At 63.8% G+C, this 25,875-nt stretch carries 23 protein-coding genes; 14 read left to right on the forward strand and 9 right to left on the reverse strand.

The genetic code is table 11. The features are described from left to right. Window position 1 precedes the first annotated feature (1 nt). From FHS79_RS09665 to FHS79_RS09685, 5 genes are all read right to left on the reverse strand, one after another. Window positions 2-1,153 carry a family 1 glycosylhydrolase gene (locus FHS79_RS09665; protein ID WP_184198923.1) on the reverse strand — a complete coding sequence of 384 codons (1,152 nt, stop codon included), beginning with the start codon at window positions 1,151-1,153 and terminating at the stop codon, window positions 2-4. A 101-nt stretch (window positions 1,154-1,254) separates the two neighbouring features. Beyond that, complete coding sequence (locus FHS79_RS09670; RefSeq protein WP_207792295.1) at window positions 1,255-2,109, reverse strand: SMP-30/gluconolactonase/LRE family protein; 855 nt, start codon at window positions 2,107-2,109, stop codon at window positions 1,255-1,257. Window position 2,110: 1 nt separating this feature from the next. Then, a complete protein-coding gene (locus tag FHS79_RS09675) occupies window positions 2,111-2,776 on the reverse strand; it encodes a FadR/GntR family transcriptional regulator (RefSeq protein ID WP_243452800.1) in 666 nt (221 codons plus the stop codon). Window positions 2,777-2,892: 116 nt separating this feature from the next. Beyond that, window positions 2,893-3,828, reverse strand: a complete 936-nt coding sequence (locus FHS79_RS09680) for a Gfo/Idh/MocA family protein (protein WP_184198933.1) — start codon at window positions 3,826-3,828, stop codon at window positions 2,893-2,895. Between the two features lie 25 nt (window positions 3,829-3,853). Then, window positions 3,854-4,756 carry a 2-dehydro-3-deoxygalactonokinase gene (locus FHS79_RS09685; RefSeq protein ID WP_184198936.1) on the reverse strand — a complete coding sequence of 301 codons (903 nt, stop codon included), beginning with the start codon at window positions 4,754-4,756 and terminating at the stop codon, window positions 3,854-3,856. A gap of 123 nt (window positions 4,757-4,879) precedes the next feature. On the opposite strand from FHS79_RS09685, the gene dgoD reads away from it, so the two are divergent. Next, window positions 4,880-6,016, forward strand: coding sequence for a galactonate dehydratase (gene dgoD, locus FHS79_RS09690; protein WP_184198939.1), 1,137 nt, complete (start codon window positions 4,880-4,882; stop codon window positions 6,014-6,016). Window positions 6,017-6,171: 155 nt separating this feature from the next. Beyond that, window positions 6,172-8,829: a TonB-dependent receptor gene (locus tag FHS79_RS09695; RefSeq protein WP_184198942.1), complete on the forward strand. Its 2,658-nt coding sequence runs from the start codon at window positions 6,172-6,174 to the stop codon at window positions 8,827-8,829. Window positions 8,830-8,834: 5 nt separating this feature from the next. Here FHS79_RS09695 and FHS79_RS09700 read toward each other — a convergent pair whose 3' ends face one another. Continuing rightward, complete coding sequence (locus FHS79_RS09700) at window positions 8,835-9,848, reverse strand: glycoside hydrolase family 43 protein (protein WP_243452794.1); 1,014 nt, start codon at window positions 9,846-9,848, stop codon at window positions 8,835-8,837. A gap of 140 nt (window positions 9,849-9,988) precedes the next feature. Between FHS79_RS09700 and FHS79_RS09705 the strand changes: the two genes are divergently transcribed. Beyond that, window positions 9,989-11,095, forward strand: coding sequence for an aldose epimerase family protein (locus tag FHS79_RS09705; protein ID WP_243453397.1), 1,107 nt, complete (start codon window positions 9,989-9,991; stop codon window positions 11,093-11,095). A 1-nt stretch (window position 11,096) separates the two neighbouring features. Continuing rightward, window positions 11,097-12,152, forward strand: a complete 1,056-nt coding sequence (locus tag FHS79_RS09710) for a glycoside hydrolase family 43 protein (protein ID WP_184198946.1) — start codon at window positions 11,097-11,099, stop codon at window positions 12,150-12,152. 37 nt (window positions 12,153-12,189) lie between these two features. Here FHS79_RS09710 and FHS79_RS19505 read toward each other — a convergent pair whose 3' ends face one another. Further along, the gene (locus FHS79_RS19505; RefSeq protein WP_308430099.1) at window positions 12,190-13,101 is read right to left on the reverse strand and encodes a peroxiredoxin; all 912 of its coding nucleotides are present in this window, start codon (window positions 13,099-13,101) and stop codon (window positions 12,190-12,192) included. Window positions 13,102-13,294: 193 nt separating this feature from the next. On the opposite strand from FHS79_RS19505, the gene FHS79_RS09720 reads away from it, so the two are divergent. The 6 genes from FHS79_RS09720 (at window position 13,295) to FHS79_RS09745 (ending at window position 19,623) form a co-directional block, all read left to right on the forward strand. Further along, the gene (locus tag FHS79_RS09720; RefSeq protein WP_184198949.1) at window positions 13,295-14,071 is read left to right on the forward strand and encodes an SDR family NAD(P)-dependent oxidoreductase; all 777 of its coding nucleotides are present in this window, start codon (window positions 13,295-13,297) and stop codon (window positions 14,069-14,071) included. Next, window positions 14,071-15,747, forward strand: coding sequence for an FAD-dependent oxidoreductase (locus FHS79_RS09725; RefSeq protein WP_184198952.1), 1,677 nt, complete (start codon window positions 14,071-14,073; stop codon window positions 15,745-15,747). Before FHS79_RS09720 ends, FHS79_RS09725 begins: the two co-directional genes overlap by 1 nt. A gap of 35 nt (window positions 15,748-15,782) precedes the next feature. Continuing rightward, window positions 15,783-17,282: an ABC transporter substrate-binding protein/permease gene (locus FHS79_RS09730; RefSeq protein ID WP_184198954.1), complete on the forward strand. Its 1,500-nt coding sequence runs from the start codon at window positions 15,783-15,785 to the stop codon at window positions 17,280-17,282. Beyond that, window positions 17,279-17,968: an amino acid ABC transporter permease gene (locus tag FHS79_RS09735; protein WP_184198957.1), complete on the forward strand. Its 690-nt coding sequence runs from the start codon at window positions 17,279-17,281 to the stop codon at window positions 17,966-17,968. Before FHS79_RS09730 ends, FHS79_RS09735 begins: the two co-directional genes overlap by 4 nt. Further along, the gene (locus FHS79_RS09740; protein ID WP_184198960.1) at window positions 17,946-18,686 is read left to right on the forward strand and encodes an amino acid ABC transporter ATP-binding protein; all 741 of its coding nucleotides are present in this window, start codon (window positions 17,946-17,948) and stop codon (window positions 18,684-18,686) included. The genes FHS79_RS09735 and FHS79_RS09740 overlap by 23 nt, the downstream gene beginning before the upstream one ends. A 163-nt stretch (window positions 18,687-18,849) precedes the next feature. After that, window positions 18,850-19,623 (forward strand): hypothetical protein, encoded by a 774-nt coding sequence (locus FHS79_RS09745; protein WP_184198963.1) that lies wholly within the window; start codon window positions 18,850-18,852, stop codon window positions 19,621-19,623. A 633-nt stretch (window positions 19,624-20,256) separates the two neighbouring features. On the opposite strand, the gene FHS79_RS09750 is transcribed toward FHS79_RS09745, so the two are convergent. Beyond that, window positions 20,257-20,493, reverse strand: a complete 237-nt coding sequence (locus tag FHS79_RS09750) for an FAD-binding oxidoreductase (protein ID WP_184198966.1) — start codon at window positions 20,491-20,493, stop codon at window positions 20,257-20,259. A 28-nt stretch (window positions 20,494-20,521) separates the two neighbouring features. Between FHS79_RS09750 and FHS79_RS09755 the strand changes: the two genes are divergently transcribed. Next, the gene (locus FHS79_RS09755; protein ID WP_184198969.1) at window positions 20,522-21,049 is read left to right on the forward strand and encodes a hypothetical protein; all 528 of its coding nucleotides are present in this window, start codon (window positions 20,522-20,524) and stop codon (window positions 21,047-21,049) included. A gap of 71 nt (window positions 21,050-21,120) precedes the next feature. On the opposite strand, the gene FHS79_RS09760 is transcribed toward FHS79_RS09755, so the two are convergent. Beyond that, window positions 21,121-22,257: an FAD-dependent oxidoreductase gene (locus FHS79_RS09760; protein ID WP_184198972.1), complete on the reverse strand. Its 1,137-nt coding sequence runs from the start codon at window positions 22,255-22,257 to the stop codon at window positions 21,121-21,123. A gap of 137 nt (window positions 22,258-22,394) precedes the next feature. On the opposite strand from FHS79_RS09760, the gene FHS79_RS18525 reads away from it, so the two are divergent. From FHS79_RS18525 to FHS79_RS09770, 3 genes are all read left to right on the forward strand, one after another. Then, on the forward strand, window positions 22,395-23,342 hold the full coding sequence (locus tag FHS79_RS18525) for a dihydrodipicolinate synthase family protein (protein WP_207792297.1): 948 nt from the start codon (window positions 22,395-22,397) through the stop codon (window positions 23,340-23,342). After that, a complete protein-coding gene (locus FHS79_RS09765; RefSeq protein ID WP_207792298.1) occupies window positions 23,339-24,445 on the forward strand; it encodes an NADH:flavin oxidoreductase/NADH oxidase in 1,107 nt (368 codons plus the stop codon). The genes FHS79_RS18525 and FHS79_RS09765 overlap by 4 nt, the downstream gene beginning before the upstream one ends. A gap of 282 nt (window positions 24,446-24,727) precedes the next feature. Further along, entirely contained in the window at window positions 24,728-25,717 is a 990-nt protein-coding gene (locus tag FHS79_RS09770; RefSeq protein ID WP_341534436.1) for a fatty acid desaturase, read from the forward strand. The last annotated feature ends 158 nt before the right edge of the window (window positions 25,718-25,875 follow it).

Below are 25,875 nucleotides of genomic sequence, written 5' to 3' on the forward strand. Positions count from 1 at the left end.
GTCAGGGTGCGCTGACGAGCCCCATCGATTTGATCGGCAGCGCAAGACAGTGGCTGGAGGCGGGCAGCAGATCGCGCCAGTCTGCAATCAGCTTCTTGTAGGCGTGGCCGACCGGGCGGCATTTGCGATCGAGATCGAACAGGCCGACAGGGTGGACGCGATTGTTGACCTCGCGCAGCGCCGTGTCCCAGTCGGTCTGGTCGGTGAGCGAATACCAGGTGAAGCCCATGGTGGGAATGCCGACGTTGCGGATGCGCAGCACGTTTGCCCATTGCTTCCAGAGCCATTGCACCGCCTCGAGGCCGGTCGGGCCTTCGCGCATGTTGGTTTCGGTGTGCATGATCGGCAGGCCGTAGCGCTCGTGATACTGGCGGGTGATCTCGCCATAGCCGAACACCTCGCCGGCGGATTCGGTGTGGCCATCGGCGAAGACGCGATGCTCGTTGGTGGCATAATAGTCGTTGCCGAGAATGCAGTGCTGTTTCAACCGGTGCGACAGAAACCACTTGTATTCGTCGCGGGTCATGCCGTTGTCGAGCAGATACTCGTACATGTCGCTGTTGACGCGGTTGCCGTAGTTGAGATCGAGCGACAGAAAGCGCCAGCGGTTGCGCAGCTCGGCGTGATGGATGGCGGCCGGGCTGTCGGCATGGAAATATTCGGAAGATTCGCTCTGGATGAAGATGGCGTCGGGACGCCGCTTGAGGATCTCGGTCATCGCCATGACATTGGCCTTGACGATATGCTTGAGCGCCGTGACGAAGCCGGTATCGCTTTGCAGCTGTTCGTTCCACCAGCCGTACATGCCGGAGAAGACCGCGCAGACGAACATCTCGTTGATCGGTGTGTAGAGCTGGACCCAGGGAAAGCGTTCCGCGAATTCGCCGGCATAAAGCGCGAACAGCTGGGGAAAGTCGGGGTTCTGGAAGTTGCCGATCCAGTCGGGGACGCCGAAATGGCACAGGTCGATGATGGGCACGATGTTGCGGCGCCTGAGATCGGTCAGTGTCTCGTCGGCGAAGGCCCAGTCGTGACGGCCGGGACCGAGATAGGTGGTGTGGAGTGGCGGGCCGTAGCGCAGATAGTTGATTCCGATATCCTCGACACAGTCGAAGTCGGTGCGCCAATGGCGATAATGGCCACAGGACTCCATCTGGTCGACACGGGTGCGCCCGCCATTGATCGTCGGGATGCTGTTTTCGATCCCGGTCGCGAACAGGAAATTGGCGATGATCTTTCTCCTTTGACTGGCAATCAGCCTTGGAAGGGCACGTCTGCGATGCCGCTGACACCCGGTCTGGCCATGAACAGCCCGCCGGCACAGGGCTGGTCGGCGCGCTCCTGTGCCGAGAGGTCGCGGCTGGCCGATGTGATGAAAAGGCAATCGAGATCGCGGCCTCCGAAGGTGCAGCTGGTCGGCCGCTGAACGGGCACTGGAAGTTGGGCAATGCACTCGCCGGTCGGGGCAAAGCGCGCGACGCGCCAGCCGTCCCAGAAGGCGATCCAGAGACAGTCCTCGGCGTCCACCGTCATGCCATCGGGGTAGCCGTCGCCAGCGCCGAACTGCAGATGCACGCGCCGGCCGGTGGCCGAGCCATCGGCCGCCAGATCGAAGGCATGGACAGTCTGGCGGGCGGAATCGGTGTGATAGAGGGTTCGGCCGTCGCGGCTGAAGGCCGGGCCGTTGGTCACGCGGTAGCCGCTGTCGATGCGCTGCCAGCTAAGGTCGGGGTCGAGGCGGTAGAGCGAACCGCTGTCCTTGCCCTCGGCATTGTCCATGGTGCCGGCCCAGAGCCGGCCCTGGCGGTCGAGCTTGCCATCGTTGAAGCGGTTGCCCGGCAGATCGGGCTCGGGATTTCCGATCAGTTCGACCGCGAAATCGGCGCTGATCGCCAGAAAGCCGTCATGGCCGCCGCCGATGAAGCCGCCGCGGGCGCGCGGCAGCAGCGAGCAGACGTCTCTGGGGAGTGCAATGGCGCGGTGGCCATCGGCGTGCGACCAGCGAAACAGGCGCTTTGCGGGAATATCGACCCAGTAGAGTGCCGCTTCGCGGCTGTCCCACACCGGGCCTTCGCCCAGCGTGGCGCCGACATCGGCGATGCATTCCATCTCAGGCCTTTCGTTCGGCGTCATCGATGAGAACCATCACATCGGCGATAAGCTCCACCATTGCTGTCTTCGCGGTTTGGGAATCGCCATCTTCGATCGCTCCCAGCACGGCATAGTGCTGGGAAAGGCTGGCGGTTCGACCCTTGAAGCGGTTGGTGAAGCGGATCGAGGTGCGCAGCGCCGTGGTCACCACATCCTGGAACTGCGCATAGAACGGGTTTGCCGAGGCACGGAGGACCGCGATGTGAAAGGCGATGTCGGATTCGAGCGGATCATCGTCCCCGGCTTCGGCGGCGGCCATGCGATCGAACCCGGCGTGGATGGCGGCAATGCGCTCCTGGTTGGCCGCACGGGCAGCGAGCGCTGCCGCTGCCGGCTCGATGGCGATCCTGAGCTCGGTGAACTGGCGCAGCAGATCGAGCGAGAACTTGCGCTCGAGCAGCCAGCGCAGGACGTCGGGATCGAACAGGTTCCAGTTGACCGCGGGCTGCACGCTGGTGCCCTTGCGCGGACGTGCCGTGAGCAGACCCTTGGCGGTGAGCATCTTGACGGCCTCGCGCGTGACCGAGCGGCTGACGGCATATTCCTTTGCCAGATCCGATTCGGTCGGAAAGGGCGCGTCGTCGTAGCGGCCGGTGACAATGGCCTTGCCGAGTGTGTCGAGCATTCCATAGGTGAGATTGCGGCCGGCCCCCGCCGGCTCAGATCGCGCGCCAGTGCCGTCCAAAATGCCATCCCCCCGGATATCGTGATTCATGCCCTGTTATCCGGCATCATGCGCGATCACTCCCCTGCGGTCCATACGAAGGGCTCGACCATGGTGCGGCGGGCGAGGAGAAGCGCGTCGGCAACGATGCGCAGCGGTTCGACATCGACGTCGCTCTGACCGGCGGCGACCAGCTCGGCGAAGCGGGCATAGATCGACGGGTATTCGGCTCGCGGCTCGACGGGGTGCGCAATGCCGTCGACGAACAGGCTGGCGCCGCTGTCCCCGAGCTTGATGTGCCGATTTGTAGTCGTCTCGATCTCGATCGTTCGTTCCTCATCGCCCTGATGGCGCCAATCGAACGCGGCCGAAAAATCTTCGCCGGCGAAGGTGAGATCGGCTGCGATCGGCGTCTGCCGGTTGCCGGGCAGCTGCAGATCGGCGGCGCGCACGATCAGTCGTTCGGGCAGGATCGCGGTGGCGATCGAAAGCGCGTTGATGCCGGGATCGAAGACGCCGAAGCCCCCCGGCTCCCAGATCCATTCCTGGCCGGAATGCCATTTGCGCACGTCCTCGCGCCAGGTGATGCGGAGGCGACGAACGACCGTGCCGCGGAGCAGCGCCGCGGCGGCCCTGACGGTGGGGGCGTGCTGCGAATGCCAGCTGGCATGGAGCGGCTGGCCGCATGCGGCGGCGCGTTGCACGAGATCCTCGATCTCGCCCAAGGTTGCGGTCGGGGGCTTTTCCAGAAGCACGGCAAGGCCCGCATCGAGCGCATCGGCGGCAATGGCGTGGCGGACATCGGGGGGGGTGCAGATGGCGACTGCATCGATCTGGCCGGGCATGGCGGCGAGCAGCGCGCCGAGATCTGCAAAGCAGGGGACGCCATCGGCGGTCTCGCCACTGCGGCTGGTGACCGCCACCAGCTCGAAATGCGGATCGGCTGCAATGGAAGGCACATGCTGATCGCGCGCGATCTTTCCGAAGCCGATGAGAGCGATTCGGATTGTCATGCGCAGTTCCCGTGCACCGCGTTGATCACAGCGTTTCCACCAGCTGGTGCATGCCGGCGAGAAAGGCTTGCGCTCCATCGACCATCGATGTTTCGCGACCGGCGCGGGCGATGGCAGCGGCATAAAGCGCGCAAAGATCGGGCCGGCCGATGAGTGTCACGTGTCGCGCATCGCCCAGGGTCAGGCCGACGCGGACATCGCAGCCGATGAGCAGGCCGCTGGCGTAGGACGCGCCCTCGCCGCTGCGCTTTTCCTCGCCGAGCAGGTGACGGGCGCGGATGCGGAACAGGCCGGAGAGGACATCGCCTCCGGCAAGAGCCTCGTCGACGCCGGCATGAAAGGCTTCGCCGGCAGTGACGTCCGCCTCGAGCTGGGCGGCGAGAATGCTGTGGCGGCTGAGGAGGGCGAAGAGCTCGCCGGTCATCATGGTGCGGAACATGGTGATCTGCCGCTGCGCGATCCGGATCCATTTGGCGTGGGTGCCGGGGTGGCAGACGAGGCCATCGGGCGCCATCAGGCCGGCGGCAATGGCGCCGAAGACCTGCACCTCCTCGCCGCGCATGACATCGGCGCCTGCGGCGCCCTGCTGGCTGATACCCTGCTGGCTGATTCCGGGGACGATCCCGGTCCGACCAGATTCGATCCACAGGATGTTTTTGGCGACGGTCTCCATCCCGGCGGGAGCGGAGGCATAGGGTGCTTCGCGCCAGCCACGGTTCGAGCCGACCATGCCGCCGAGCAACATGGGGAGATCGCCGAGGCGAGTGCGTACCTCTGCTGCGGCTTGCTCGAAGCGCCCGGGTGGAACGGCCATGATGCCGATATCGTCATCGAACTGAGCGACGATTTGCCCATCGGGCGCGACATGCCAGGCGCGGCGGTTGGTCGTGCCCCAATCCACTGCGATATAGCCGTCGCGCCAATGCATTTTCGAGATCCTCCGTTCGGGCTGCCGTTTGATCTGGCGAGCGGTTTGTCGCAATAGCGCTTGCTGCCGCAGATTTATCATATAATTGTCGTTGGGGCCTGCGCCAGCGATAAAGTGCCCAAGATGAAGATTGCCCGTATCGAGACTTTCTTTGTGCCGCCAAGGTGGCTGTTCGTCCGGGTCGAGACCGGCGATGGTGCAATCGGCTGGGGGGAAGCCAGCCTGGAGGGCCATGCGGAAGCGGTGGACGGCGCGTTTGCAGCACTGCGCGATCGCTTCATCGGTGCCGACCCGCGGCGGATCGAGGACATATGGCAGATCGCCTATCGCGGCGGCTTCTATCGTGGCGGGCCTGTGCTGATGTCGGCACTCTCGGGGCTGGACCAGGCGCTCTGGGATCTGAAGGGCCGGCTTCATGGCCTGGCGGTGCATGAGATGTTCGGCGGCAAGGTGCGCGAGCGGGTTCGCGCCTACGCCTGGATCGGCGGCGACCGGCCCGATGATGTGGCCGAGGCCGCAGCGGCGCGCAAGGCGCAGGGCTTTTCGGCGGTGAAGATGAACGCCACAGGCGAGATGGACTATCTGTCGCCGCCCAGAGTCGATGAGGTGATTGCGCGGGTGCGTGCGGCGCAGGCGGAAGGCGTCGATGTCGGGCTCGATTTTCATGGGCGGCTGCACCGGGCGACGGCCAAGCAGATCGCCAAGGCGCTCGAGCCTCTCGGCCTGATGTTCATCGAGGAGCCGCTGCTGTCGGAGAATGCGGAAGGGCTGGTGCAACTGGCGAGCCATGTCACGACCCCGATCGCGATGGGTGAGCGGCTTTATTCACGCTGGGACTTCAAGGCGATCCTTGCGAGCGGTGCTGTCGACATCATCCAGCCCGACCTCAGCCATGCCGGCGGGATCAGCGAGTGCCGGCGGATCGCCGCGATGGCGGAGAGCCATGATGTCGCTGTCGCGCCGCATTGTCCGCTGGGACCGCTGGCGCTCGCGGCCTGCCTGCAACTGGCGGGCTGCACGCCGAATGTGGTGCTGCAGGAGATGTCGCTCGGCATCCACTACAACGAGGGGCATGATCTCTACAGCTTCGTGAAGGATGCAGGTCCGTTGACGCCGGTCGATGGGCACCTTGCCATTCCCGAAGGCCCGGGGCTGGGGATCGAGATCGACGAGGACAAGGTGCGGCTGGCCGACAAGGACCGTCACCGCTGGAGAAACCCGATCTGGCGCCATGCAGATGGCAGTTTTGCCGAGTGGTGAACGCTCGTGATGCACGAAACACATTAATATGATAAATACCTTTTCCTCTCGGGAGCCTTCGGGTATGAACGCGTGTTGAACAAAGCCGGCTAACGGCGTTCGCACCTGGGGAGGTGATCATGCAGTTCGAAATGATAATGCGGTCGTCTGTGTCCTTGGCCGCATTGGCAATGTGCCCTGCGATCGTGCATGCACAGGAGGTGGGGCCGACCACTGCCGGCCAGCAGGGCACTGCCGCGCCGCAGGGCGCTGTGGCGGCAGACGCTGCAGACGACGAGACGATCCTCGTCACCGGCTTGCGCAGTTCGTTCGAGTCCATCCGCAATATCCGGCGCAATGCCCCGCAGGTGATTGACGCGATTGTCGCCGAGGATATCGGCAAGCTTTCGGACCTCAATACTGCCCAGACTGCGGCGCGCATTCCGGGTGTGCAGGTGTATCGGCAAGGAGGCGAGGCACAGAATGTGGTGGTGCGCGGCCTGCCGAACTTCACCACCACCTACAACCGCCGGGAAATCTTCACGGCCGAGACGCGCTCCGTGGCGCTGCAGGATTTTCCATCCGCGAACGTGGCGGCGCTCGAAGTGTTCAAGACGTCGAGCGCTGATCTGGTCGAGCCCGGGCTCGCCGGACTGGTCAATGTGCGGTCGCGGATGCCGTTCGATTTTCGCGATGGGCAGATCGCCGGGTCGGTCTGGGGGCTCTATACCCGGCAGGGCGACAGGCTTTCGCCGAACTTCAACGTGTTGGCGACGAAGCGCTGGGACGTGGGTGACGGCGAGTTCGGCATCCTGGTGAACGCCTCGCGCACCGAGATGCAGTATCTCGATGCCGAGATTTCCAACACCGATTTCCTGCAGACCTTCCGCAACGAGAATGGCCAGATCATCGCGGATGGCGGCGCCGGGACCGCGGCGCGCTTTCCCGACATCCAGCGAATGTTCTACCGCTCGGGCAATCGGGTGCGACCATCGATCAACGGCGCCATCCAGTACAAGCCGAACCCGGACGTGGAATTCTATCTCGATGGCCTTTGGCAGGGTTTTCGAAACAAGGTGGATGACCGGCTGCTCGCTGCAGAATTGTTCAACGGGGCGCAGGCTTCGAGCCTGACGTTTCGGGAGGGCACGAACATCGTGAACAGCGGGACGGTCAATGCGCCGCCCGGCTCGCTGTTTTCGTTCCAGGGCGGCACGCTGAACGAAACCGACACCTTCCAGTTCGCCGGCGGCGCCCGCATCAAGCTGGAGCAGCTCGACATCAACATCGATGTGGCGCGAACCCGGTCGACGTTTCGCGGATCGACCGAGTCGGTCGACCGCCGATGGATCGGCGCGCCGACGATCCGGTTCGACACCGCGACGCCGCGGTTCGACATCGACCGCATCGATTTTCTCGACCCCGCCGCGCAGTCCTTTGACGGCTTGTTCGAGGAAAACCAGCGGTCGACCGGCGGCGACTGGCAGTTTCGTGGCGACCTCCAGTATAATTTCGACAGTCCGTTCATCAAGAACATTGCGGTGGGCGCGCGCTATACCGACCGCAAGGCTGACCGCCGGTACAGCAACCGCTTCGGGCAAGCGTCAGCGCCGGTGAACGCCGCAGCGCTTCCGCTCGAGTTCCGGGTGTTCGATGGGGTGAATCTGGGCGGCACGACGGTATGGGCCGCACCGACATATGAGAGCATTCGCGAGAACCTTGTTCCACTGCGACGGCTGGTCGGGTTCAGCGATGAACCGGTCAACGCAGCGCTTCTTTACACGGCGACCGAAAAGAACCTGGCGGGCTATGGGCAAATCACGCTTGGGAACGAGGATCTCGAAGCCATAGCCGGCGTGCGCGTGACTCGCGTCAGGACCAGGGTTGCCGGCCCGCAACCGACGGGAATTGCTGACATCGATGATGGCAGCAGCAACACGTCGGTGTTGCCCAATGCCAGCTTCCGGGCCCGGCTCAGCGAGGTGGTGCAGCTGCGCGGAGCGGTCTCGAAGACGCGTACGCTGCCGACTTATGCCGATCTCAATCCGGCGCTGGTGATCGGTGCGCCGCCGCCGGGGGGCATCGGCACGCCGAGCGCGCCTTTCCAGGCCTTTGGCGGCAACCCGTTCCTGACGCCGTTCACCTCTTGGAATTTCGACGCGGCGGCCGAGATCTATTTCTCCCCGACCGGCTTTGTGTCGCTGACCGGCTTTCATCGGCGGATCGACGGGTTCATCCAGCAGGATAGTTTCCGCGTCGAGGATCCGACACTGGGGACGGTGCAGATCTCCGGCCCGGTGAACACCGGCGAAGGGCGCATCTATGGCGTCGAGCTGCAGGGGCAGGCGTTTGCCGATTTCGAGACCCTGCCGGACTGGGCGCGGGGCTTCGGGCTTCAGGTCAATGTGACGTATCTGGATGCCAAGACCGAGCAGCCTGACGGGCAGGGTGGCCTGACCTTCCAGCCGATCACCGACCAGTTCAACGGTGTGTCGCGGTGGAACTACAATCTAGTCGGCATTTATGAACGCTACGGCTTTTCCACGCGACTCACATACAATAATCGCTCGCGCTTCCGTGCGACACAGCAGTTTCGCGGGGATGATATCTATACCGAGACTGCACGTCCGGCAGGCCGGCTCGACCTTTCGATGAGCTATGACCTGAACGAGCGGTTTGCTTTGTTCGGGGACTGGACCAACATCACCCAGGAAGCGTTCAGGCAGGATTTCACTTCGGCCCGCAACGGGGCGCCGCCGGCGGATTTCATCAAATATCTGCGGTATGACGAGAGCACGATCTCGGTGGGACTGCGCTTCCGCTTCGGCGGCTAGAGCGACTATAATTTTTGGTTCCGGGGCCGCAGGCTCTGGCCGAGGACGGGTTCGCCATCCTGCCAGAGCAGCGGCGCCACATACATCTGCCGGCCGGAATGGGCGTTGCGGCAGCCGGGCCGCGCGGCATGTGCGTGGAAGACCATGTACTGGCGCCCGCCCGCCTCGAAGATGGCCTGGTGGCCAGGGCCGCTCAGGCACCCTGCCTGCCGGTTGTTGACGCTTTGCAGCAGCGGGTTGCCCGGAGCCTCGGTGCACGGGCCCATCGGGGTATCGCAGCGGGCATGGCCGATGGCATAGGGGGATAGTCGCTGGTGCTTCTCCCAGCCGAAATGGTTGGCCGAGTAGAAGAGGATATAGCTGTCGCCTTGCCGGACCATGGTGGGCGCCTCGATCACATGCGCTTCCCACGGCTTGTCGTTGCGCAGCAGCAGCTCCTGCTCGCCGACCAGCTGCAAGCCATCGGGAGTGAGTCGCTGAACCATGATCTCGGTCGGCTTGCCCACCGCGTTGGCATCGGGCTTGAAGTAGAGATACAATTGTCCGTCGGCATCCTGGAAAGGGTTGGCGTCGATGGTGCCGCCGAGCTCGCGCTGGCAGAGCAGCGGTTCGTCCGCTTCGGACACGAACGGACCACGCGGGTTGTTGCTGTGGGCGACGCCGGTGCATTGCCGCTGGCTCGTCCGTTCGCGCGCGGTGAAATACATCAGGTAACGGCCACCCAGTTGCATGACCTCGGGCGCCCAGGTCCAGCCCTGCTGCGCCCAGCGCGGCAGCTCCGGCATCGCATCGTGGAGCTTGCCGTCCCGGCGAAGCGGCGCCCAACTCACCAGGTCGTCGGACACGGCCATCTGCACGTTCGCCTGCAGCCGCTCGGCATTGGTCGCATAGGCCAGGAAGCGGCCGTTATGAGGCAGGATGAAGGGATCGGGAAAGTTTGCCGCATAGACCGGCACGAACGCCGGGGAGGGTGAATCGAGATCGGGGGCCGCGCATCCGGTCGCCGATATCGCCAGCATCAGTGTGGAAAGCATTCTGATTGCAGGTATTCGCACTTTCGCTCCCTGTGCTGGCGCAGACGGACGACGCAGGCGCCGCTTTCGGGTTGTGGCATTACGATATTATCATATAATTGGCCATGGCATGAAAGGGTGTTGGCGTGACAGGCAGACGAGAAGGTGACCTGTCTGGCGCGGACGTGATCCGCGCGCCGTTCGGTCGGCTGCCCGATGGCCGCATGGTCGAAGCGATCACGCTTGTGAACGGCGCTGGCATGCAGGCGACGATGATCAGCCTCGGTGCGGCGGTGCAGTCGGTCCTTGTCCCTGGTCGCGATGGCGTGATGGCCGATGTGGCGCTTGGGCATGCCGACCTCCGACCGTATCTCGACCAGCCGCAGTTCCTTGGCGCCACGGTCGGCCGCGTCGCAAATCGCATCGCCAGCGGTCGTTTCACGCTCGATGGCGTGTTGTACCAGGTGCCGGTCAATGATGGCCCCAATGCGCTGCACGGCGGCCCATCCGGATTCGACAAGGCCAATTGGGAGGTCCTGGAGATCACCCGCGACCCGGTTGGCGTGACGTTCGGCCTGACCAGTCCCGACGGTGACCAGGGGTTTCCGGGCGCCTTGCAAGTGACTGCGACCTACACGCTGACCGAGGCCAATGCGCTCTGCGTCGATTATCGCGCCGAGACGGATGCGCCGACACTCGTCAACATCACCAACCACAGCTACTGGAACCTCGCCGGCGAAGGTGCGGCGGGCGGTGCCATGGATCAGCTGCTGACCATCCAGGCCGAGCATTTCCTGCCGACGGATGCCGGTGCGATTCCGACCGGCGAGATACGGCCGGTTGCGGGGACGGCGTTCGATTTTCGGACGCCTGTTCGTATCTGCGAGCGTGTGCGCGATGCACGCGACGAGCAGATCCGCATCGGGCGGGGCTATGATCACAACTGGGTCGTTGCGCCCCGGCCGGCGCTCGAAGTGCAGCGGGTCGCGCGGGTCGAGCATCCGGGCAGCGGGCGCGTGCTGGAGCTATTGTCCAACCAGCCAGGCCTGCAATTCTATTCGGGCAATTTTCTCGATGCGACGAGCATGGGCAAGGCCGGCTGTTTGTATCGCATGGGGGATGCGATCGTGCTGGAGCCGCAGCAATTCCCCGACACGCTCAACCGGCCGGCGTTCGGCTCGCTCCGGCTCGATCCAGGAGAAACCTATCACAACCGCATGGTCTTTCGGTTCAGCGTCGCGGCCACACGCTGACATGCGCCGCGTCGCACTCGCCCTCGCAATCGCCGTCACGGGCTGTGCTTCCGTAGAGGCGCCCATCGCGCGCTATTCCAACCCGGTGCTCGATGCCGAATTCGCCGATCCAGCGGTGGTGCGCGCGGCCGACGGCTTCTTCTATGCCGTTGCCACGCAGGGCCGTGTCGACGGTCGACAGTATAGTATCCAGCTGGCTCGCTCCTCCGATCTCGTCAGCTGGCAGCGGTTGGGAGATGCGCTGCCTGAAAAGCCGGTCTGGGCACGTCGAACGCAGGACTTCTGGGCGCCCGATATCTCGGTGCATGAGGGCCGCTACTTCCTGTATTTTTCGGCCAAGCCCGATGCAGCGCTGGAGGACAAGGATCGGGGGCTATGCCTTGCCGTCGCGACGTCGAACCGGCCGGAAGGCCCTTTTGTCGACAGTGGCAAGCCACTGGTGTGCGGCGAAAGCTTCATCAACATCGACCCTTTTGCCTTTTTGGACCCGGCAACGGGGAAGCGGCTGCTCTACTGGGGATCAGGCTTCGGTCCCATCAAGGTGCAGGAGCTTGGCCTCGACGGGCTGGGCTTCGCCTCCGGCAGCAGCCCGATCGATCTGGTGGCGCCTATCCGCAACGAGGACCCGTCGAACTACCAGCGGTTGGTCGAGGGCGCCTGGGTCGTGTTGCGCGATGGCTGGTATTATCTGTTCTTCTCGGGCGACAATTGCTGCGGTCCAGACGCGCATTATGCCGTGATGGTCGCGCGATCGCGCAGCGCCACCGGCCCGTTTGAATCGCGTGCAGATGCTACCGGATCGGGGAACAGTGTGGTGATCGAGCAGGGGGGACGCTGGCTGGCACCTGGCCATAACGCCGTCATCACGGACAAGGCCGGCGAGCACTGGCTGCTCTACCATGCGGTGGACCGCCGGCACGACCGGGCCGCGGAAAGCGATGCGCCGAACTCGCGGCGCGTGATGCTGCTCGACCGGCTGGTGTGGCGCGATGGCTGGCCGCAGGTCGCCGGCGGCGTACCATCCGGGGGTGATACGCCGGCGCCGGGCGAGAGGTGACCGCGGCTTGCGGTCAGGCGGGCGAGTTTGACCGGCTTCAGCCGCGGGGGTGAGTTGTGAGCCAGCGCAGGACCGTCTCCGGGTCCGAGACCTCGTAGGGGTCCTCGTCGGTGCCTTCGTCGTTTCGACCGGGCTCCTCGAAGAAGGCGCGGATCACGCCGTCATCGACCACCATGGAATAGCGCCAGCTTCGCTCCCCGAAGCCCAGATGGTCCTTGTTGACCATCATCCCCATCGCCCGCGTGAAATGGCCGGAGCCATCGGGCACGAACCGGATGCGTTGCACGCCCAGCTTCTGCTTCCACTGGTGCATGACGAACGCATCGTTGACGGCGATGCAGACCACCTCGTCGACGCCGGCAGCCGCGAAATCGTCGAAATAACGCTCATAGGCCGGGCATTGCTCGTTCGAACAGGTGGGCGTGAAGGCGCCGGGCAGCGAGAAGACAACCACGCGCTTGCCGGCAAACAGCTCTTCGGTGGTAAGGTCCTGCCAGCGAAACGGATTGTCGCCGCCGACACTGTCGTCACGGACGCGCGTCTTGAAGGTTGCCGAAGGAACAGGCTGCCCCTCCTTGCTTGCATTTCTGTCCATCGTCATTCGTATCCCTGACTTGCTGTGTACATTGTAGTTGAGTCTTACTGCGACCGACGGCATGGGTCGAGTGAAACGGGGCGAATTGCTGCGTGGCGCGAACGGCCATTTCTTGGCAGGACGATGCCCATTGTGCGCGCAGCCGCATCGGATCGTGTAAACTCGCAATCCTGGTGGACAAGTGCAGGCGCCGCCCATTTCTCCATGGAAGAAACAGACATCTTTGGCGCGAAAATGCCAACACTCGGACGTGCCGATGGCAACGCCGCCATCGCTCCAGCTGTGCCGAACCAAGGACATGAGCAGGATTTCAGGCGGCAAGCCGTCCAGATCGCGCACGGCGTCGAAGCCCAATCGTCGCAGGGAGGAGCACGGCTTGCAATTTTTGCCTGCGCAGAGCCATGAGAAGTGGACGCAAAAACGTCGCACCGCGAACAATTGTTCGCTATTGAGTGAAAATGCCGTCGGGCAGCGTTGCGTCGCCGAGGGTGATATGCAAACCAGGCGGGATGCCGACGCACTCCTGCATACCAAGTATCGAGGCCACATGACTTCCCCCATCGATCTCAGCGGCAAGACGATTTTGCTCACCGGCGCCAGCAAGGGCATCGGGGCGGCAACGGCGGCGATCCTGGGGGCGAGTGGGGCATATCTGGTTGCGCATTATGGCAGCGACCGGGCCGGGGCGGAGGCGGCCACGGCGGCGATTCCGGAGGAGCGGAAGCTGCTGCTGGGGGCTGATCTGGCGGATCTGGACGCGGTGGAGGCGATGTGGGCGGCGGCACTTGCGTGGCGTGGGCGAATCGATGTGCTGGTGAACAATGCCGCCATCATGCCCTTTGATGGTGGCTTCGATGCGCCGCTGGCGGATTTCGACCGGGCCTGGGCCGATGCGCTGGCGATCAATGTGATGGCGCCGGCGCGGATGATGCGCGCGGCGGTGAACCATTTTCTTGAGAGCGGTGGCGGCAGCATCGTGACCATCAGCAGCTGGGCGGCGCAGCGCGGGGTGACCAACCCGGCGACGATTGCCTATGGGGCCTCGAAGGCGGCGGTGAAGTCTGCCACCCAGTCAATTGCGCGGGCTTATGCCAAGGATAACATTCAGGCTTATGTCGTGGCGCCCGGCGTGGTGCGGACCCGACTTTCCGAGCAGTTTGCGGCGACCCAGGGGGGCGAGGAGAAGATTTCCGCCACCTTGGCGACTGGCGAGTGGGTGACGCCCGATGAACTGGGGCGGCTGGTGGCGTTTCTGGCGAGCGGGGCGACGCCGCAGCTTTCGGGCAGCACGCTCGATGTGAATGGCGCGAGCTACGTCCGCTGATGCGCGTCGAGCAGGCCGGCATTTCGCGCGGGGCGGCGTTCGACTTCCGGTTCGAGGGTCGGGCTGTGACGGGCTATGCCGGGGAGTCGATTGCAGCGGCGCTGATCTCGGCGGGCGAGGCGGGGCTGCGTGAGACGGCGGGGGGCGGCCGGCGCGGGGTGTTTTGCGGCATGGGGGTGTGTGGCGAATGCATGGTGCTGGCGGATGGCGTGCCGGTCCGGGGGTGCATGACCGGGGTGCGGCCGGGGATGGATGTGCAGCCGGCACCGGCGCGCGCCGTGGCGCATGCCGAGCCGCAAGTGGCTGCGCAGGTTGAACTTTTCCCCGATCTTCTGGTGATCGGTGCGGGGCCTGCGGGGCTGGCGGCGGCTTCGGCGGCAGCGGCGGCGGGGCTCGATGTGCTGGTGGTGGATGAGCGGGGCCAAGCGGGGGGGCAGTATTTCAAGCAGCCGGGCAAGGGCTTCGGCATCGAGCGGCGGCGGCTCGACGCGCAATTTGCCGAAGGGGCGGCGCTGGCGGAATCGGCGGTGCTGGCTGGGGCGGAATTTCGTTTTGGCACAAGTGTTTGGGCAGCGGCGTTGGTCGATGGGGCCTTGTGCATCGACTTGTCGGCAGCCGGCTCCACGCAGCGGGTGCGGCCGAAGCGGCTGGTGATTGCGACGGGTGCCTATGAGCGGCCGATGGCGTTTCCGGGGTGGACCTTGCCGGGCGTGATGACCACCGGGGCGGCGCAGACGTTGCTGCGGGCTTACCAGACTTCGCCCGGAAAGCGGGTGCTGGTTGCGGGGAATGGGCCGCTGAATTTGCAGGTAGCTCAAGAGCTTGTGCGCTCTGGCGTAGAGGTGGTGGCGGTGGTGGAGAGTGCCGCGGCGCCGGGCCCGCGCCATGCCGGCCAGATTTTGCAGATGGTTGCGACGGCGCCGGGGCTGGTGGCGGATGGGGTGCGGCATGTGGCGGCGTTGCGGCTGGCCGGGGTGCGGATGCTGCATGGTCAGGTCGTTGCCGAGGCGCGGGGTGAAGGGCGGGTTGACGAGGTGGTGCTGAGCGGGGGGCAGCGCTTTGCGGTGGATGCGCTGTGCCTGGGCTATGGCTTTGTTCCGCAAGCGGAAATTGCGCGGGCGCTGGGGGTGCGCGAGGGCGTGCGCGATGGCGATGGGCGATCGAGTATCGCTGACGTTTTCATTGCCGGGGACGGTGGCGGGCTGGGCGGGGCGCGGGTTGCGCTTGCGCAGGGGTTGCTGGCGGGGGCGGCGGCGGCGGCGGACCTTGGCTGGCCGGTGCCGCCGGCTGAAATTGCGCGGGCGCGGCGCGATCTGGTGCGGCATCGGCGGTTCCAGGATGCGCTGTGGCAGCTGTATGCGCCGGTGGTTCCTGCCCCTCGGCCGACGGCGGAGACGGTGATTTGCCGGTGTGAATCGGTCACTGCAGGGGTCGTCGAGGGGCATCTGGGGGCAGGAATGGGCGATCTGGGGAGCATAAAGCGCATGTGCCGGGTCGGCATGGGGCGCTGCCAGGGGCGCTATTGCTCGGTGCTGGTGGCGGATGTGCTGGCGGCGCATGGCCATGTGCCCGACGAGCCGGGCTTTGCGCCGCGGCCGCCGTTCAAGCCGGTGACGATTGGCGCGGTGGCGGGCAATTCGGCGAACAATCGTTCGACATCCGCACAAGTTTCTTGACGATTTGTCGCGGCCCTGAAAGGTTGCCTCGCATCATGCGGGTGCTTTTCATTTTGTTGCTCTGGCTGGTCGCGATGCCGGCTGCGGCGCGGCCGATGGCCGAGATTGCGGCGAGCGGCGAACTGCGCGTGGGGGTGAACCCCAACTTCCCGCCGATGAGCAGCTATGGCGCCGACAACACGCTCGGCGGGTTCGATGTCGATGTGGCGCGGGCCCTTGCGGGCAAGCTGAAGGTGCGGCTGGTGCTGGTGCCGACCGAGGCGGCGCAGCGGGTGCCGTTCCTCACCGCGGGGCGGATCGACATGTCGATGGGGGCGCTGACGATCACCCCCGAGCGCGCCGCGCTCATCGATTTCACCATGCCGCTGCACTCCGAAGCGATGGGGGTGATCACCACGTCGCGCACCAACATCACGCGGTGGCAGGAGCTGGACCGGGCGGACATCACCATCGTCAACATGCGTGGCAACCAGTCGGTGGAGCTGCTCAAGGAAAAGCTGCCCAAGCCGCAGCGGCTGCTGGTCGATGGCAATGCCGATACCATCCGCGCGATTGCGCAGGGGCGGGCAGATGCGCTGGTGGAGAATGTCGACTTCTTCCTCGGCTTCACGCGCAACTATCCGGAAACGCAGTGGAAAGTGCTGTCTGACCCGATTTATGTCGCCTGGTGCGCGATCGGGGTGGGCAAGGGGAATGACAGCCTGCGCATCGCCCTCGATACCGCGCTGGCGGGGCTGCACCGCGATGGGACGATCCTGCGGCTTTGGAGCAAGCATTACAACGCGCCGATGACGGTGCCGGTGAGCGAGGCGCAGATCGAGGACGCCGGCAAGACCATCGTGGCGGGGGGGAGCGGGGCCTATCGCTTCGATTTCAGCGATGTGCTGGGGCGGGTGCCGTATCTCCTCGGAGGCGCAGTGATTTCGCTGCAGATCGCGTTCCTGTGCTTTTGGCTGGGTGCTGCGATCGGGCTGGCGGGGGCGATCGGGAAGCTCTATGGGCCGGCGCCGCTAGCGAAGGCGATCAACGTCTATGTGCAGGGGTTCACCAACACGCCGGCGCTCGTGCAGATTTTCCTGCTTTATTATGCGCTGCCCGATGCCGGGGTGATGCTCGGCGCCTTCACGGCGGTGGTGATCGGGCTGACGCTCAATGCAGGCGCCTATCTGACCGAGATCTTGCGGGCCGGGGTGGCTTCGGTGCGGCGGGCGGAGATCGAGGCGGCGCAGGTGCTGGGGCTCTCGCGGCTCGGCATTCTGCGGCATGTGATGCTGCCGCATATCTTGCAGACGGTGTACAAGCCGCTCGCCAATTTCTTCATCATCCTCATCCTCGGCAGCTCGATGGCGGCCCTCTTCGGGGTGGAGGAGTTGACGGGGCGGGCGATCAACATCAGCACGGTCAATCTGCGCACGATCGAGACGTTCAGCGTGGTGGCGCTCATCTATATCGGGCTCACACTCATCGCCTCGGCGACGCTGGCGGTGATCGGCCGGCACTGGTTCCGCATCGGCGTGAAGCGGGTGGCGGCATGATCGAGCGGATTGTTGCGGAAGCGCCCGCGTTCTTTTCAAGCGCCAATCTGGGGTTTGTGCTGGCGGCCCTCGGGCGCACGCTGTTCATGACCTTTGTCGGCTGCGGGCTGGGGTTCGGGATCGGGCTGGGGCTGGCGGTGCTGCGGCGCACACAGGCGCCGATGCTCGCACCCGCGCGCTGGCTGGCGATGCTGTGGGTGGAGACGTTCCGGCGGATACCCTTCCTCGTCATCCTCATCATGGTGCTGTTCGGGGTGCAGCCGCTGGTGCCGGAGATTTCGCTGATCGGCATTGCCACGATTGCGGTGACGCTGGTGGCGACGGCGTTCCTTTCGGAAATCATCCGCGCCGGGCTGGAATCGGTGCCGCGGGCACAGGTGGAGGGGGCGGCGGCGATGAATTTTTCGGCCTGGCAGTCCTTCTGGCTGGTGGTGCTGCCGCAGAGCTGGCGGGTGATCCTGCCGCCGGCCGCCGCCTTCATGGTGATGTTCATCAAGGATACGTCGCTGGCGTCGCATCTGGGGGTGGTGGAACTGACGTTTTCCGGCAAGATCCTCGTCAACCGCGGCAGTTCGCCGGTGCTGGGCTATGGCATCGTGCTGCTCGGCTATTTCATCCTGTCCTGGCCGCTGGGGCGGCTTGCGCGAATGCTGGAGGTTCGGCTTGCGCCATCTCGAAATCAATGACCTGACCGCCGGCTATGGCGGCACGCCGATCCTGCGCGGGGTGAGCCTGGGCGTGGACAAGGGCGAGGTGGTGAGCCTGATCGGGCCATCGGGATCGGGCAAATCCACGCTGCTGCGCGTGCTGATCGGCCTCACCCCGCCAAGTGCCGGCGCTGTGCATGTGGGCGGCGAGGCGGTGGACTATGGCAAGCGCGCCAGCGTGGCGGCGCTCAGGCGGCGGATGAGCATCGTGTTCCAGCAGTTCAACCTGTTCCAGAACATGACCGTGCTCGGCAACATCACCATTGCGCCGATCAAGACACGCGGGCTTGCGGCGGCGGCGGCGGAAGCGCGGGCGCGCGCCCTGCTCGACAATGTGGGGCTGGCGGACAAGGCGGACCAGTATCCCGACCAGCTTTCAGGCGGGCAGCAACAACGCGTCGCCATCGCTCGCGCGCTGGCGATGGACCCGGAGATCCTTCTGCTCGACGAAGTGACCTCGGCGCTCGACCCGGAGCGAGTGGGCGAAGTGCTCGATACGATCCGCACGCTGGCGGGCGGCGGGATCACGCTGATCCTGGTGAGCCACGAAATGCACTTTGTGCGGGAGATTTCGACGCGGGTGGTGATGATGGACGCGGGCGCCGTGGTGGAGACGGGGCCGCCGTCACAGATTTTCGGCGAGCCCGAGGCGGCGCGGACGCGGGCGTTTATTGGGTCGATTGTTGGGGGGCTTTGAGGGAGGCGCTTGAGGAAGGGCCTCCGGCGGCTGGGGCCTTAGGCCCCAGACCCCAATTCTTGAGCGCCAAGTTTGCCGAGCCGTAAATGCAAGCAAAAAAGCCGATGCAGCGTCGCAGATGGTTCTGTCTGAATATGGGCTTGTATCTTTGCCCTCTGCGAATATGAATTACGCAATGGCCCACCCATTATCACATCGTACACCCGCCTCAGGGGAGGCTCTTTATTATCAGCTGGGGCAGATAATTGCTGTTGAGCCCGAGGTGCCTACTGGTAACGAGCGAGGATCCAGCGAAGTACTTCGCTGGTTAGGCCAAGCTCAACATTTGATTGAAACAGTTAGTGGTATTGTTGATCATAATCGATTCTGCAGTATGCGCAGCACGATGTTGTCGGCCACTGCCATCAGTGCCGAAGTTCAGATGAGGCATATTCGTGGACTGCTCTACTCAGCTTTAGCTAAAGCCGAAATGATTGCTCCGACGGCTGCACGTGGCGCGTTCATACCAGCAGGAAATACGTTCGACGCGCTCACGGCGATCGGAGGAGTTTTGCGGGATTGCAAAGGTTTTGTGCTTGTTGTGGATCCATATCTGGATGTTGTTGCGCTTACGGACTTTCTACCGATGGTGCCAGCGGGCGTTCCGCTCCGTCTGCTTGCAAGTACCAAGCAAAGAAATAATGGCCTTGCTGAGGCTGTCGCACGCTGGGAAGTGCAGTATGGACCAACCCGGCCATTGGAACTTCGGTTTGCGGCACCACGCCTTCTGCACGATAGGCTGATAATAGATGAGGAAAAAATTTGGTCTCTTTCTCAATCGTTTAACGCAATTGCTCAGCGATCTCCCGCGATGGTACAGCGCGTGAGCCCTGAAATCGACACAGTCAAGCGTGCAGCGTTTTCTGATATCTGGGATAATGCTGCATCTACTACGTAAACAGCGGGTCAGTCAACTTCGAAACGGAAGGCACGCATCGGTGGACGCATACGAATTATCGGTTCGCGATATCGGTCGCATGTACTTTATGCCTGATGACTTATACTATTTTCACGAGCATTTTGTTTGCAAATCGATGGCAGACGGGTGGAGCGCACCGCGTTTCACTGTAGTTCGTAAGAGAACGAGACCAGCCGACTTCTCGTCATGGATGCTAAATGCGCCTGTCGTGCGCGAAAACGTTCGGATCATTCTAGAACCATTCTTGGGGTGCTGTGTCGAATTTCTAGACTTTTACACTACAGATCGCGGGGAACGGCTTTATGCGATGAACGTTCTTACAACCGATCAGTCAGTCCCGCTGTTCAAGACACACAGGAATAGCGTCGTATATGCGCGCCATGAATTTGGAATAATTGCAAGAGACAATAAATTCACTGGCTTGGCGTTAGCCGACCCAAACGCAAATAATCTGAAGATGATCGTGCATCGGCAAAATATCAACGTATTTCCTGGCTTGTAGATGTTGCAAGTGAAATTGAAATTCTGGCAAAGAGAGTTACTGCTAGAGAAATTATTGTTTCTGTTTTTGTTGGGGTCTGGGAACCGAGGCCCCAGCCGCCGGAGGCACCCTTACTTCGGCGCAAAAGCCGCGAATTCTGCTGCCACCGACGGCGTGCGGCCTTGGACCATGTCGGCCAGCGCGCGGGCGACGGCGGGGCCTCGGGAGAAGCCGAGCCAGGGGACGTAGTTGATGTAGGCGCCGGGGCTGCCGGGGAGGGGTCCGAGGATGGGGAGCCAGCCGGCGATGCCGGTACCGTCGGAGATAAGTCCACTTGTTGTGTCGATGCGAACCTGCCTGATACACATGGCGTTCTAACGGTGTGAGAGGAAAGCGATGCGTAAACCAAAGTCGCACCGCATCCGCTTCTCGAATTGGCGTAAACTTGGCGGCAAGCCGTTGATGACGATGGCATCTCTTGTAGAGCAGCGGTTGGTCGAGCCGCTTCTTCAGGACGGGTTCGAGTGGACAGACGTCTATTTGCGCGATCCAGACTTTCCCAACAACGGGAACGAGATCGTGCTGGAGCGCGGTACGGGCGGTGAAATCGCGGTCATCATATTCAACTTCGACAAATATCATCGTCCGGCGTTTGAGATGCATCTGGCTCGGCGGGAGGCACAGCCTCCATACGCGTTTATCCATTCTGCAAGCTTGGTGCGGCGGACGAGCCAGTATTTCCACTTTTGGGGGAAGCCCTGGTGGTTACCGGTGAGGTTCTGGACCGAGGGCATGTCGGAGCGTGCTGTCGCCCGGCTTGCAGGAAAACTGGATCAGGCTCTGGCGTTTGTGGAGCGCGGTGAATGCGGGCCAAATATCGGCCGGCTTGTGCACATGGTTCAGCGCACGACGAATGCATCGTAGGATTGCGGCGGCCTATGTTTCGGGGTCTGGGGCCTAAGGCCCCAGCCGCCGGAGGCATCCTTCTTCTCCCCTCACTTCGGTGCAAAAGCCGCGAAATCCGCTGCCACGGACGGCGTGCGGCCTTGGACCATGTCGGCCAGCGCGCGGGCGGCGGCGGGGCCTCCGGAGAAGCCGAGCCATGGGACGTAGTTGATGAAGGCGCCGGGGCTGCCGGGGAGGGGTCCGAGGATGGGGAGCCAGTCGGCGGTTCCGTTGACGAAGGCGGCCCAGGTTCGGAGCAGGGTAAGCGAGGCGACGCCGGGGACGACGGCGCAGGCGAGGGCGAGATTGCTGGCGAGGGAGTCGCTGTCGACGACCGGGCGGCCGCGGGGGTCGATACGGGCGTTCCAGCCGCCGCCGATAAGGACGCTGCCGATGCGGGTTTGCTTCATGGTGAGCTTTTCCCCGGCGCAATAGACGAGGTGGGGGATGAAGGGGGTAGCGGGCTCGGTGACGCTGACCTGGATGGGGAAGGCCTGGATGGCGAGCTGGAGGCCGAGCATTTCGAGGAGGGCGGGGGTGCCGGTGCCGCCGGCGATGACGATACGGCGGGCGCGATGCGTCTGGTTGTTGGCGGTGACTGTGTAGTGGGTGGCTTCGCGGGTGATGGTGGCGTTGCCCTGGGCTGACAGGATTTCGGCGCCGAGGCGGGTGGCGGCACGTGCGTAGGCGGGGGCGACGAGGAGGGGGTTGGCCTTGCCTTCCTGCGGGCAGAAGGCGCCGCCGATGGCGCGATCGGAGAGGTAGGGGGCGCGACGCCGGGTTTCCTCGCGGGTGAGGAGCTGGATTTCGAGGCCGGCGGCGCGTTCGATTTCGGCTTTGCGGGCGAGCTCGGCCATTTCGGATTCTGATGTGGCGACCATGAGGCCGCCGCCGAACTTGATTTCGAGATCGGTGCCGAGCTCGGCTTCGAGGCTGCCCCACATGCGGAGCGATTCGACATAGAGGGTGAGGGCGGGCTGGAACTGGCGGGCCCAGGCTTCGCCGAGGTGGCGGAAGGGGTCGGCGGGGATTTGCGCGTGGAGGCTGCCGGCGTTGGCGCCCGAGGCCTCCCCGCCGAGGCCGCCGCGCTCGATGAGGGTGACGGAAACGCCGTCCTGCGCCAGATAGAAGGCGGTGGCGGTGCCGGCGAGTCCGCCGCCGATGATGATGACATCCTTTTCAGCCACTTATCATGATCCCATCCGCCACCAGAGGCTTGCGCCGGAAAAAGTGGGCGCTATGCTGACATTTGTTCGCATTTCGCATAAACCCTGATCAACGAACAGGGGCAATCAGGCCCCGTTATCAAGCTCGGAAGACTTACATGCCCAAAGAATTTCGCGGGAGCTATACCGTTGCCGTCACCCCCTTCACGGCCGATGGCCGCGATGTGTGCGAGGGGAGTTTGCGCGCTTTCATCGACTGGCAGCTGGAGTGCAAGGTGCCGGGGATCATCGTGCTGGGCACGACCGGCGAGTTTCTGACGCTGACGCCCGAGGAGCGGCGCACGGTGGTGGAGACGACGGTGCGCCATGTGGATGGCCGGATGGATGTGCTGGTGGGGACGATGGATGCCTATACGCCGCGCGCGGTGGGGTTCAGCGCCGATGCGCAGGCGCAGGGCGCCGATGGGCTGATGATCATCCCGCCCTATTATTATACGCCGACCGATGACGAGATCTTTGAATATTATCGGGCGATCTGCGATGCGGTGACGCTGCCGATCATGGTGTACAACAACCCGGTGACCTCCAACCGCGACATGAGTGCGAAGCTGGTGGGCAAGCTGACGCGCAGCTTCGAGAACATCCGCTACATCAAGGAAGCGAGCATGGATGTGGCGCGGGTGTATGATGTGATCGAGGAAACCGGCGGCGTGATGAACGTGTTCGCCGGCGAGCGGCCGGTGGAGAGTTTTCTGCTGGGGGCCGTTGGGTATGTGAACCCTTATGGCAATTACCTGCCCTATGCGACGACGCGGATGTGGGATTTGCTGGTGGAAGGGCGGATTGCCGAGGCGGGGCATATCCAGCGGCTGGTGCACAAGGTGGACATGATCATCGCCGAGGGGCACCCGACCTATGGGCACCAATGCTATTCCAAGGCGCTGGCCAAGGCGATGGGCTATCCGGTGGGCGATGTGCGGCCGCCGCTGACGAAGTTCTCGAGCTTGGGCGCCGAGGGCGAGGAGCGGCTGGCGAAGATGCTGGTGATCTTCGAGGAGATCGACGCGCTGATGGTGGACATCGATGCGCGGAGCAAGGCGGCGTGAGTTCACCCGTACTGTTCACGCCGTTTGCCTGCCGGGGGGTGACGTTTCCCAACCGGATCGTCGTCGCGCCGATGTGCCAATATGCGGCCGAGGAGGGGCATGTCGGGCGCTGGCACCGCGCACATCATTCGCGGTTTTCGCTGGGTGGTGTTGGGGGTGCCATCCTGGAGGCGTCGGCGGTGACGCGCGATGGGCGGATCACGCCGGGGTGCCTTGGCATCTGGGATGATGCGCATGTGGCGGGGCTGGCCGAGGTTGTCGAGCTTTACCATGACCATGCGATTCCGGTGGGAATCCAGTTGGCGCATGCCGGGCGCAAAGCGAGTGCCGCGGTGCCGTTCGAAGGCGCGCAGCCGCTGCCGGCGGACGATCCGCGCGCCTGGGTGAGCGTGGCGCCGAGCGCGCTGCCGTTCGGGGAGAAGTGGCAGACGCCGCAGGCGCTCGACGAAGCGGGTATTGCGGAGATCATCGACGCATTTGCCGATGCTGCGAAGCGGGCGGTGACGGCGGGGTTCGATTTTCTCGAAATTCATGGCGCGCATGGCTATCTGGTCAACAGCTTCATGTCGCCGCTGGCCAACCAGCGTGAGGATGCCTGGGGCGGCAGCCGGGAGGGGCGGTTTCGTTTTGCCGTGGAGGTTGCGCGCGCGATCCGGGGCGTGGTGCCGGGGACGATGCCGTTGTTCTTCCGCACGTCCTCGGTCGACGGGCTGCCGGGTGGGATCGAGATCGAGGACAATGTGGTGCTGGCGCAAATGCTCAAGGCCGAGGGAGTCGATGTGATCGATTGCTCGTCGGGGGGCATCGCCACAGCCTCGGGCCTCGCCGGGCGCAAGCCATCGCCGGGGTATCTCGTGCCCTATGCGGCGCAGATCAAGCGCGAGGCCGGGATCGCCACGATGGCGGTAGGGCTGATCATGACCCCCGAACTCGCCGAAGCCGTGGTTGCGAGCGGCGATGCCGATCTCGTTGCCATGGCGCGCGAAATGCTCGCCGACAGCAATTTCGCGCACCGGGCCGCCGTGGCGCTCGGCCGTGAGAATCCGCACCAGGTGCTGCCGCGCGAGTTCAGCTTTTATCTCGATCGGCGGCGCTGGGAGTGATGCTTCCCGCCCCGGGTTCGAGCCCGGGGCCGGAGCCTGACCAGGCTGCAAGCCCTTGCAATGGAGACAACAGGTCCTGACCCGAGGTCAAGCGCGCATGAATGATCATTTTTGCCCGTCGTGTGGGCAGTTTTCTGTGCCACATGTCGATTGTAATATTTGCGCCCTGATCTAAGAACCGCCGTGCCGGAAGCTTTTGGACAAAATGTGGACCTCATGGATTCTGCGAACACCGAAATGCCATTTCAAGGACCTGTTGCTGCCACTGGCCTACCCGCATTGGTGCCGCGCAAGCTGGTTTCGCAGCTCAAGCCGTTCTCCCGGCCTCACACTGTCCGCAGCATCTGGGAACTGGCGATTACGCTTGTCCCGTTTTTCGGTGTTGTGTCAGCCATGCTGGCCGCCATCAACGCAGGCTATCTGATCGCCCTTGCGCTTGCGCCGCTGGCGGGGTTGCTGTTGCTGCGCATCTTCATTATCCAGCATGATTGCGGGCATGACGCGTTTCTTTCCAGACGCTCCGGCAATGACTGGATTGGCCGCGCGCTGGGCGTGTTGACCTTTACGCCATATGATTGCTGGCGGCGCTCGCACACGCTGCATCATGCCAGCACGGGCAATCTCGATGCCCGCGGCTATGGCGATGTCGACACGCTGACGCTGAGGGAGTTTCAGTCCCGCAGCAGGCTTGGGCGACTGGGCTATCGGCTGTATCGTCACCCGGCGGTGCTGCTGGGGATTGGCCCTGCTTACTTGTTTTTGCTGCGGCACCGTTTGCCGATCGGGTTGATGCGGGCCGGGGTGCGATATTGGGTCAGCGCCATCGCCACCAATCTGGCGATAGCCGCCATGATGGGCGGGCTGATACTCCTGGTTGGATGGGGCACGACCCTGTTGGTCGTGATCCCCACCTTGCTGATCGCGGCATCGACCGGTGTCTACCTCTTCTACATCCAGCATCAGTTCGAAACGGCGCATTGGGACAAGGCTACGGCCTGGTCGTTCCACGATGCCGCCTTGTACGGGAGCACCCATCTCGATTTGCCGCAACCGCTGCGCTGGTTCACCGCCAATATCGGCGTACATCACGTCCACCATCTCGCCAGCCGTATCCCCTTCTATCGCCTGCAAGAGGTGCTCAACGCCTATCCCGACCTGCGACATCTCAACCGCTTCACCTTCGCGCAGATGATCCGGCCGCTTGCACTCACCTTGTGGGACGAAGATCGCCGCCGGCTGATCTCCTTTCGCGAGGCGGCGGCAGTCGCATAGCGCTCGCGTCAGGTCAGCTCCACCTCGTCGCGCGCCCCGGATCGGACAGTCGGTTCCCGGCCCGATTCTGTTGAAAAACCCTGCTTGATCGATGGTTGATGGCGTGATTCACTCTGCTTGAGGCGAGCGGAGACGGTCTCATGATGGGTGAGCGAACG

This window comes from Polymorphobacter multimanifer (assembly GCF_014205635.1).
Taxonomy (GTDB): Bacteria; Pseudomonadota; Alphaproteobacteria; order Sphingomonadales; family Sphingomonadaceae; genus Sandarakinorhabdus; species Sandarakinorhabdus multimanifer.

What these genes read in the sequence shown, in the direction of transcription:
- FHS79_RS09665 (WP_184198923.1), bottom strand. Translation starts at nt 1,153, where the DNA reads ATGGAGTCCTGTGGCCATTATCGCCATTGGCGCACCGACTTCGACTGT.
- FHS79_RS09670 (WP_207792295.1), bottom strand. Translation starts at nt 2,109, where the DNA reads ATGGAATGCATCGCCGATGTCGGCGCCACGCTGGGCGAAGGCCCGGTG.
- FHS79_RS09675 (WP_243452800.1), bottom strand. Translation starts at nt 2,776, where the DNA reads ATGCTCGACACACTCGGCAAGGCCATTGTCACCGGCCGCTACGACGAC.
- FHS79_RS09680 (WP_184198933.1), bottom strand. Translation starts at nt 3,828, where the DNA reads ATGACAATCCGAATCGCTCTCATCGGCTTCGGAAAGATCGCGCGCGAT.
- FHS79_RS09685 (WP_184198936.1), bottom strand. Translation starts at nt 4,756, where the DNA reads ATGCATTGGCGCGACGGCTATATCGCAGTGGATTGGGGCACGACCAAC.
- dgoD (WP_184198939.1), top strand. Translation starts at nt 4,880, where the DNA reads ATGAAGATTGCCCGTATCGAGACTTTCTTTGTGCCGCCAAGGTGGCTG.
- FHS79_RS09700 (WP_243452794.1), bottom strand. Translation starts at nt 9,848, where the DNA reads ATGCTGGCGATATCGGCGACCGGATGCGCGGCCCCCGATCTCGATTCA.
- FHS79_RS09710 (WP_184198946.1), top strand. Translation starts at nt 11,097, where the DNA reads ATGCGCCGCGTCGCACTCGCCCTCGCAATCGCCGTCACGGGCTGTGCT.
- FHS79_RS09720 (WP_184198949.1), top strand. Translation starts at nt 13,295, where the DNA reads ATGACTTCCCCCATCGATCTCAGCGGCAAGACGATTTTGCTCACCGGC.
- FHS79_RS09725 (WP_184198952.1), top strand. Translation starts at nt 14,071, where the DNA reads ATGCGCGTCGAGCAGGCCGGCATTTCGCGCGGGGCGGCGTTCGACTTC.
- FHS79_RS09730 (WP_184198954.1), top strand. Translation starts at nt 15,783, where the DNA reads ATGCGGGTGCTTTTCATTTTGTTGCTCTGGCTGGTCGCGATGCCGGCT.
- FHS79_RS09735 (WP_184198957.1), top strand. Translation starts at nt 17,279, where the DNA reads ATGATCGAGCGGATTGTTGCGGAAGCGCCCGCGTTCTTTTCAAGCGCC.
- FHS79_RS09745 (WP_184198963.1), top strand. Translation starts at nt 18,850, where the DNA reads ATGAATTACGCAATGGCCCACCCATTATCACATCGTACACCCGCCTCA.
- FHS79_RS09750 (WP_184198966.1), bottom strand. Translation starts at nt 20,493, where the DNA reads ATGTGTATCAGGCAGGTTCGCATCGACACAACAAGTGGACTTATCTCC.
- FHS79_RS09755 (WP_184198969.1), top strand. Translation starts at nt 20,522, where the DNA reads ATGCGTAAACCAAAGTCGCACCGCATCCGCTTCTCGAATTGGCGTAAA.
- FHS79_RS18525 (WP_207792297.1), top strand. Translation starts at nt 22,395, where the DNA reads ATGCCCAAAGAATTTCGCGGGAGCTATACCGTTGCCGTCACCCCCTTC.